Source organism: Fibrobacter sp. UWB5, from assembly GCF_002210295.1.
In the GTDB taxonomy this organism is placed as follows: Bacteria; Fibrobacterota; Fibrobacteria; order Fibrobacterales; family Fibrobacteraceae; genus Fibrobacter.
Genome location: NZ_MWQH01000014.1, coordinates 33,473 through 40,496 on the forward strand (window position 1 = coordinate 33,473; position 7,024 = coordinate 40,496).

The following is a 7,024-nucleotide window of genomic DNA, read 5'->3' on the forward strand; positions in this document are numbered from 1 at the left end:
ACTACATGAAAGCCCTTTACCAGAAAATTCGCACTTTAAATGGCAAAAATTACGGTCTCTACAAGTCCTTGGCAGACAAACCATGGGATTTTGGCGACTTCGCGCTGGAATTCCTGCATGTGCAGGGCGATCCGTATGCGCCGGCCTCTAGAGTCGTGATCAAGGCGAATCTTTCGATGCTCGGTTATGCGGGCGAATGGGGCGGCTCTTTTGAGCGTCGCTTGGCGCTGAGCGATTTCTTGCACCGCAAGCTTTCGCGACTGGTTAAGGAAAAGTACCCTGATAAGGACGCCGCCATCGTATTCGATACGGCTGGACCCGAGATGCTGGTGCGAAATTCCCTGTGGATTGATAACGGCGAGCTCCGGGCCTGCCTGCAGGTAAGGCTCCCGGGCGAAGGCCGCAAGATTCAGGCCGAAGTCGCTGCCGAAATTTTGACGATGGTATTGCCCGACTTGGTGTCGGCAGGCCTTTATTACAGCAAGTCCGACGAGGCCGCCTTGCAAGATTATTATCGTGTGCTCGCTGAACGCAAGGAGATTTTGACCCAGCTCGAAAGCCGCGGGCTGTGTGCATTCGTGCCCGATGGCGCTGTGCTTCCGCGAGCATCGGGCTTGAGCGAATTGCCGCTCGAGGGCGCGGTGCCGTTTACCGCTCCCGAACAGATGGCGGTGACCTTGAATGTGTGCGGTCGCGAAATTCGTGGCATGGGAATCCCGAAGGGAATCACCGTGATTACGGGCGGTGCCTTTCATGGAAAGTCGACCTTGTTGCAGGCCTTGACCCGCGCGGTCTACCCGCATATTCCGGGCGACGGCCGCGAAGGAATCGTGATTGACGAATCGGCACTCCGCGTGGGCGTCGAAGACGGCCGCAGCGTGCGCGGCACAGACTTGTCGCAGTTCGTGCGCGATTTGCCGGGCGGCGTTTCGACCAAGAATTTCAATACACTTTCGGCGTCGGGCTCTACAAGCGAAGCCGCGAACTTGCTCGAAGCTATGGAAGCGGGGGCTGGCACTTTCTTGATCGACGAAGATTCCTCGGCGGTGAACTTCTTGATTCGCGACGTGCGTGTGCGCAAGCTCTTGGGCGATGACCGCGAACCTTTGATTCCCTTGACTGACCGCATCCGCGAAATTTCGGCACAGGGCTACAGCTTTATTCTGGTGGCAGGTGCCTGCGGCGACTACCTCGACCTTGCCGATAACATCGTGGTCATGGCGAATTACAAGGCCGAATGCGCAAAGTCTTCGGCATCGCCGGAATCGCAACAATCCACAGCCGCGGCTTCAAGCGCGCGCCCGTTTGTAGGCTACATGCAACCCTTGCAAAAATCAGTGCGCCCCACCTCTGCGGTCGAGCGTCAGGTTAAGGTAAAACTTTCGGGCGATACTTTGTTGCAAATCGGGTTCCTGGTGTCAGACACTTCGCGCCTCAATACGCTTGTCGACAAGCAGCAGCGCCTGGGTGCGGGCTTTGTGCTTTTGAACCTGTTACAGAACGCCGCCAGCAATTCGGAATCGGATGCTAGCGCCGGCGATTCTGTCGCCGCGACTATCCAGAAGCTTCACGAAAAAATTCAGAACGTGGGCTTCCGCAACTTGCCGCAGGGCATGAGCCGCGAAATGAGCCTCCCGCGTGTCGTCGACATCGCCTGCGTGGCGTTCAGACTGAGGGAAGGCTCTAGGTAGTTAAAAGATTTTTTGCTTTAAAAGCTTTTGTAATCATTATCGCACAGGCTTTGCTGTTCGCTGACAATCGTCTCGAAAGGAAAGCCTGTAAAATTCTTTACCGCGCATGCTACGGCTACTTTACCGTCGTTGGGGTAGTAGTCATAGAAAGATCCGTTAGTCGCTTCGCATTCTTCCTTGAATAGGCTCTTGGCTGGTCCTACTGAAGAATAGACTTCGCCATAGGCCAAGTAAGCGATAGAATTGTTTGGGGTAAGAAGAATCGTTGCTTGAAGCGTTCCACGTGAATTGGGAGTGAATGAACGAATCAATCCTGATTCTTCTTGATACACATCAACTATGCAGAAATACGGATTGTCTTCTTCGGGGATAGTGTATCGTTCTTTTTGTGTCGTAAAATGATACTGCGCGTCGTAATTGATGAAACGCGTCATTCCATCAATTTGGTCTGTCGTAGATTTTTGCGGAAAAGCTTTTGCAAGGCTGTCCAAGATTGCTCGCTCTTCATCGGAGACCTCTAGGTTTTCGGTGTTGGGCGCAATGATGAATTTTCTGCCTGTGTTGATTGTGGAGTCGTTGCTAGTGGAACTGCTGTAAATGGCTAAATCAGTTCGGTACCATTCGCCGTAAGGCTTGACATTGTCAGGGAAATTTCCCTTTTCGTCGCAATTCCATGATTCGCTACGGAGTTCTTTGCCGGTTATAATTATGTTTTTATTTATGGCGGTATTTTCGGTGTCGGCGACCAGGTACATGACAATGGGACCGGTTGCGTTAAGGAAACAGTTGTTCCCGGGATACACCACATAGATGTTGATTTCTTCGCCTGTAAATTTGTTCAAAACCAGAACCTGCGGAGATTCTCCCATACTGGTGATTACGGCGTAAAATTTTGTCTTTCCGTCTTCAGTCAGATGGTTCTCTTCTAGAACCGGTGCTGTTTTGGGGAAACATTCGGCAATGGCTTCGCCGGAGATGGGTTTCACGGGAATAATCATTTCATTTTCGTCGTATGAAACCATGATGTTTTCGCAACTGGGAGAAAGAGCCGTATTATATGCGATTACGTGACTGTCGAATTGGAGAACCTTTTCGTTGTTGGCTGTAAAAGGAGCGAGGAGGTTCTGAAATACGGGAACGTCTGCTGCCACGGGTAAAGTGGGAAGGGAATCTTCGATTACCTCTAGGCTGCTGTCGGAATTCGATGCCTGCGGGTTGTATGTGGCAGTGTCAAAGCCATCTGCAATGCTCTCGCATATTGCGCCGGCTTGTCTTGAGAATTCATCAACGATATCGTTGAAGTTGAGTGTAGAGTCTGCTTCTGCAGTGGCGCAGTTATCATCGGAACCATTGCATATTCTTACGGAATTGGTCTTGGAGGCGTTACAGAATATTTTTAGGTCCCCTCTTTGATTACATTCTGCATCGGGGGCTGCATATGCCACGCCTGAAGAGCAGGACTCTTTGAATGATTTCAGGAGATCCTTACAGGTATCACCGAAGTTTCGCAGAGAGAGTGTGCTCTCCATGGCGTTCCCGTTAATGATGCTAATTTTTGCTGTGTATGATTTTGTTTTGGCATTTTTGCCGATAGAACATGATGCTTGTGCACCGTTTTCCAAACCATAGATGGTGATTTCTCCTTGGGGGATAGCCTTTTTTGCGGTTGCTGTTGTTGTGAAAACGATGTCTTGCCCATTGATGATTGCATCAGACGAACTTGAGGATGTGACGTTCGAAGAACTGCTGACTTCGGCGGTCGCATTCGGAATAGTCGTGGAGCCCGCAGTGGTAGGGCTGTCAGAGGAACAGGCGGCCAGCGCAATAAGGGCAATTGCTCCCGCCATGTAGAAATTTTGTTTAATGTTAAGCATGGCTTTCTCCTTCAATCTTATTTGTGAAAGGGAAAAGTTGAAGATTCAGTCCGTAGACTTGGTTTAAGTTATCGCTTTCATTTGCAATGGCGGCAATCTTCTTGGCGCAAATGTTGATTTCGTCAACAATTCGTGAATAGGTTTCTTCGTTAACACCGATCGTCATTCCAGTAAAGTAGCGCTCGCTTGCGTTGTATCGGTCTACTGCACGCACGGCCATGCTGCCCATTTCCTTGTGCATTTCGCGAATGGCGATCGGGAGGGCTTCTGGCGAACCGACGACGGCTTTTTCAGTTTGCGAATAGACTTTATCGCCGTCTTTCTTGAGGAATCCTGCTTTCACTAAGAAAGCGAGAATGTCGCGGACCTCTTCAGCCGAAACATACTCTTTGCATTCGTCGGCGATTTTTCGTGGCTGAGTGTTGGGCATCATGGGGGCAAGTTCACGAATGACGGGGTATTTCCAGGATTCGTAGTACTGGAATGCATCGCTATCGATAACGCGAACCTTGTGCTCTTGGGCAATCCTTGACATTTCCAAGAAAGCTGTTTTTTTGACGCTATCCTTTATGGCATTTCCGAAAATAACGAGTTGCTCAAAGTATTCGGCTTCGTGACCAATCAACCCCATGGCTTTGGCAACTTGGGCTGTTTTGACCTTGCTCAGTTTGCTTTTGCCCATGCAAACCAGTTTCAGGTAGTTTGAAGACGAAAAACCGGCATTCTTGCTGAATTCACGCCACGAAAATGCTCCGCTTTTTTTGCGGGAATCGTAGTAATCCTGCATAAATGCGTGGTAATCTCTGTATTCGAGGACCGACTTCATATCTATAAAACTAGATTCTGCAGTTGCAAAAGTCAATGTTTTTATAACACAAAAATCGCTGAATTTTACGAAAATCACTGATTTTTAGTCGGTTAATTCAAGTTTTTGATTCTAAATAACACACTTTGTGTTATAGAGAAAAATAGCGATGAAATCAGAAAATTTTTATATCTTGTAAATCAAGAACTTAAAAGGAGCAAACAATGCGTAAAGATCTCGGTGTTAAAGCTTACTTGTACCCGCAGCCTACATTGGTGATTGCGACGTATAACGAAGACGGTTCTACGAATGCCATGGTAGCCGCATGGGGCTCCATTAGCGATACAAACCAGGTGGCTATTTACGTGGCGCATAGTCATAAGACCATGCCGAATATTTTGGCCCGCAAGGCCTTTACGGTAAGCATGGCCACGGCAAAGAACATCAAGGCGATTGATTACCTGGGTGTTACTTTGGGCAACAAGGTGGCCGACAAGTTTGCTCATTCGGGCCTGACCTCTGTCAAGAGCGCACATGTGGATGCCCCGCTGATTGCAGAACTCCCGCTTGCGTTGGAATGCAAGCTCGTCAGCTACGACGAAGATTCGGAACTTTTGCTCGGCGAAATCGTGAATGTGTCTGTCGACGATTCCGTACTCGATGAATCCGGCAAGCTCTCAGTTGAAAAGCTCGCGCCGGTGTGCTACGATTCTGCAGGCCATGGCTACTACGTGATGGAACGCCGCGTAGGCAACGCCTTCAGTGACGGAAAGTTATTGGGTTAGTTTGAGGGGGAGTATGAAGAGTCTTCATTATGTTTTGTGTGTTGCGGTGGTTGCCTTGCTGGGCGCTTGCGGTGGTACCTCTAGCACATCGCACGAACCTGTAGAATCCAGCAGCTCTGTAGAAATAGTGGAATCCAGCAGCTCCGAAGCGGTTGCTCCGGAGTCAAGTTCAGCCATTGAGTCTACGGCCACTGAACCCGCTGCCGACACGGTATGGAACAAGGCGAACCTTACGTGGTATATTTCTTGGCCTGACCCAGGCAGCGAAGAATGCGTGGTGTACAACGGCTGCGAATGGGCGGGCTACTTTGCTGGCCTACCGGACCAGCAGACCGAAGAGTGGGTCAGCGAACATAACATCATCTCCATCCACGAAAAGGATTGGGGCAAGTACAAACTGAAAACTTTCAGGCTGCGTCAGAATGGCCGCACCATAGATGCCACCGTTTACGACAAGTGCGCTGATAGCGATTGCGACGGGTGCTGCACTCAGAACGCAGGCGAACTCGGGTTCCTGATCGACATCGAAAGCTATACCTGCGAACGCCTTTCCGGTACCAAGGACGGCTGCGATGGCGTAATCGAATGGACTTGCCTCGACTGCGAATAATCCGGCTTTTGCAATATGAAGATTCAGGTCCTTATCGATAACATCGCTAGTTGCTGTGGCCCCCGCAAGCTCTTTGGCGAATGGGGCTTGTCGGTGTACGTGGAATTCGAAGGCAAGCGTTATCTGCTCGATACGGGAGCGTCGCACCTGTTCGCGAAAAACGCGGGCGTGATGGGTGTGGACCTTTCGAAGATCGACATGGGCATTTTGAGTCACGCGCATTTTGACCATAGCGATGGCATGGCCAGGTTCTTTGCGCTGAACAAGATTGCTCCTTTTTACTTGCGCAAGGGTGCGGGCGAAAACTGCTACCATGCACACAAATTGCTGGGGCGATTTACTTACCACGAATACATTGGAATCCACAAGGGCTTTTTAAAGCGTTTCGCAGACCGCATCCGCTTTGCTGAAGGCGATATGCAGATTGCACCGAATGTGTACTTGGTGCCGCACAAGACACCGGGCCTCTCTGCGATTGGCGAGCGTGCCCATCTTTCGGTCAAGGAAAACGGCAAGTACCGCTACGATAGTTTTGATCACGAACAAAGTCTCGTGTTCGATACGCCTAAGGGCCTGTTTGTTATGAATAGTTGCAGCCATGGCGGCGCAGATAATATCGTAAAAGAGATTGAGGCTACGTTCCCCGGCAAAAAGATTTATGCGATTCTCGGCGGATTCCATTTGTTCCGCTATAAAGATGAAGTGGTGCGCGCCTTTGCCGAGCGCCTGCGCGAACTGGATGTCCAGAAGATTTATACCGGGCACTGCACCGGAAATCGCGCATTTGAAATCCTGCACGAGGTCCTGGGCGACCGCGCCGAACAAATGCGCTGCGGTTTAACTATAGAGCTATAGGGGCTTTAGGCCTTTTGTGCCGGGCAAAACGGGTTTTTGCTTGGGGCGTTTCCATAAATATGTTTATAGTGTGTTGATAGATTGTGTCGCGCATGGGCGGAATACCGTTATTTCAAAAAAATCGAAAAAAAAGTGAAATTTTTTGCCCTAACCCCTTGACGGACACAGCGTAAAGTTCTATAATTGGCCTCACCCGCGAACGAGAGGGTTCAAGCCCAAACGAACGCGAGACGGAGGCCCGCGAGGCCGCCGGGAAGATTGAAGGAATCGGAGATGTGCTTAGTGACGGGTCCAAGAGATTTCTTGGAATAGTCAATTATACGAACGTGATTAACGGGACCAAGACTTTAAAAATTAATGAAGAGTTTGATCCTGGCTCAGAACGAACGCTGGTGGCGTGTCTT

General features: G+C 49.9%; 6 protein-coding genes. 4 read left to right on the forward strand and 2 right to left on the reverse strand.

Annotated features, from left to right (window positions below):
* Positions 1–5 precede the first annotated feature (5 nt).
* Positions 6–1,691, forward strand: coding sequence for an ABC-ATPase domain-containing protein (locus B7989_RS13655; protein WP_088629019.1), 1,686 nt, complete (start codon positions 6–8; stop codon positions 1,689–1,691).
* A 17-nt stretch (positions 1,692–1,708) separates the two neighbouring features.
* Here B7989_RS13655 and B7989_RS13660 read toward each other — a convergent pair whose 3' ends face one another.
* Together B7989_RS13660 and B7989_RS13665 are read right to left on the reverse strand one after the other, a co-directional pair.
* Complete coding sequence (locus B7989_RS13660) at positions 1,709–3,565, reverse strand: hypothetical protein (protein WP_088629020.1); 1,857 nt, start codon at positions 3,563–3,565, stop codon at positions 1,709–1,711.
* Positions 3,558–4,391 (reverse strand): TIGR02147 family protein, encoded by an 834-nt coding sequence (locus tag B7989_RS13665; protein WP_088629021.1) that lies wholly within the window; start codon positions 4,389–4,391, stop codon positions 3,558–3,560. Before B7989_RS13665 ends, B7989_RS13660 begins: the two co-directional genes overlap by 8 nt.
* A 203-nt stretch (positions 4,392–4,594) precedes the next feature.
* On the opposite strand from B7989_RS13665, the gene B7989_RS13670 reads away from it, so the two are divergent.
* Genes B7989_RS13670 through B7989_RS13680 form a run of 3 tightly spaced genes read left to right on the forward strand, consistent with a single transcriptional unit; the run spans position 4,595 to position 6,620 of the window.
* Positions 4,595–5,155 (forward strand): flavin reductase family protein, encoded by a 561-nt coding sequence (locus tag B7989_RS13670; RefSeq protein WP_088629022.1) that lies wholly within the window; start codon positions 4,595–4,597, stop codon positions 5,153–5,155.
* Between the two features lie 13 nt (positions 5,156–5,168).
* A complete protein-coding gene (locus B7989_RS13675; protein ID WP_233144437.1) occupies positions 5,169–5,765 on the forward strand; it encodes a hypothetical protein in 597 nt (198 codons plus the stop codon).
* Between the two features lie 15 nt (positions 5,766–5,780).
* Positions 5,781–6,620 (forward strand): MBL fold metallo-hydrolase, encoded by an 840-nt coding sequence (locus B7989_RS13680; protein WP_088629023.1) that lies wholly within the window; start codon positions 5,781–5,783, stop codon positions 6,618–6,620.
* Positions 6,621–7,024: the final 404 nt, after the last annotated feature.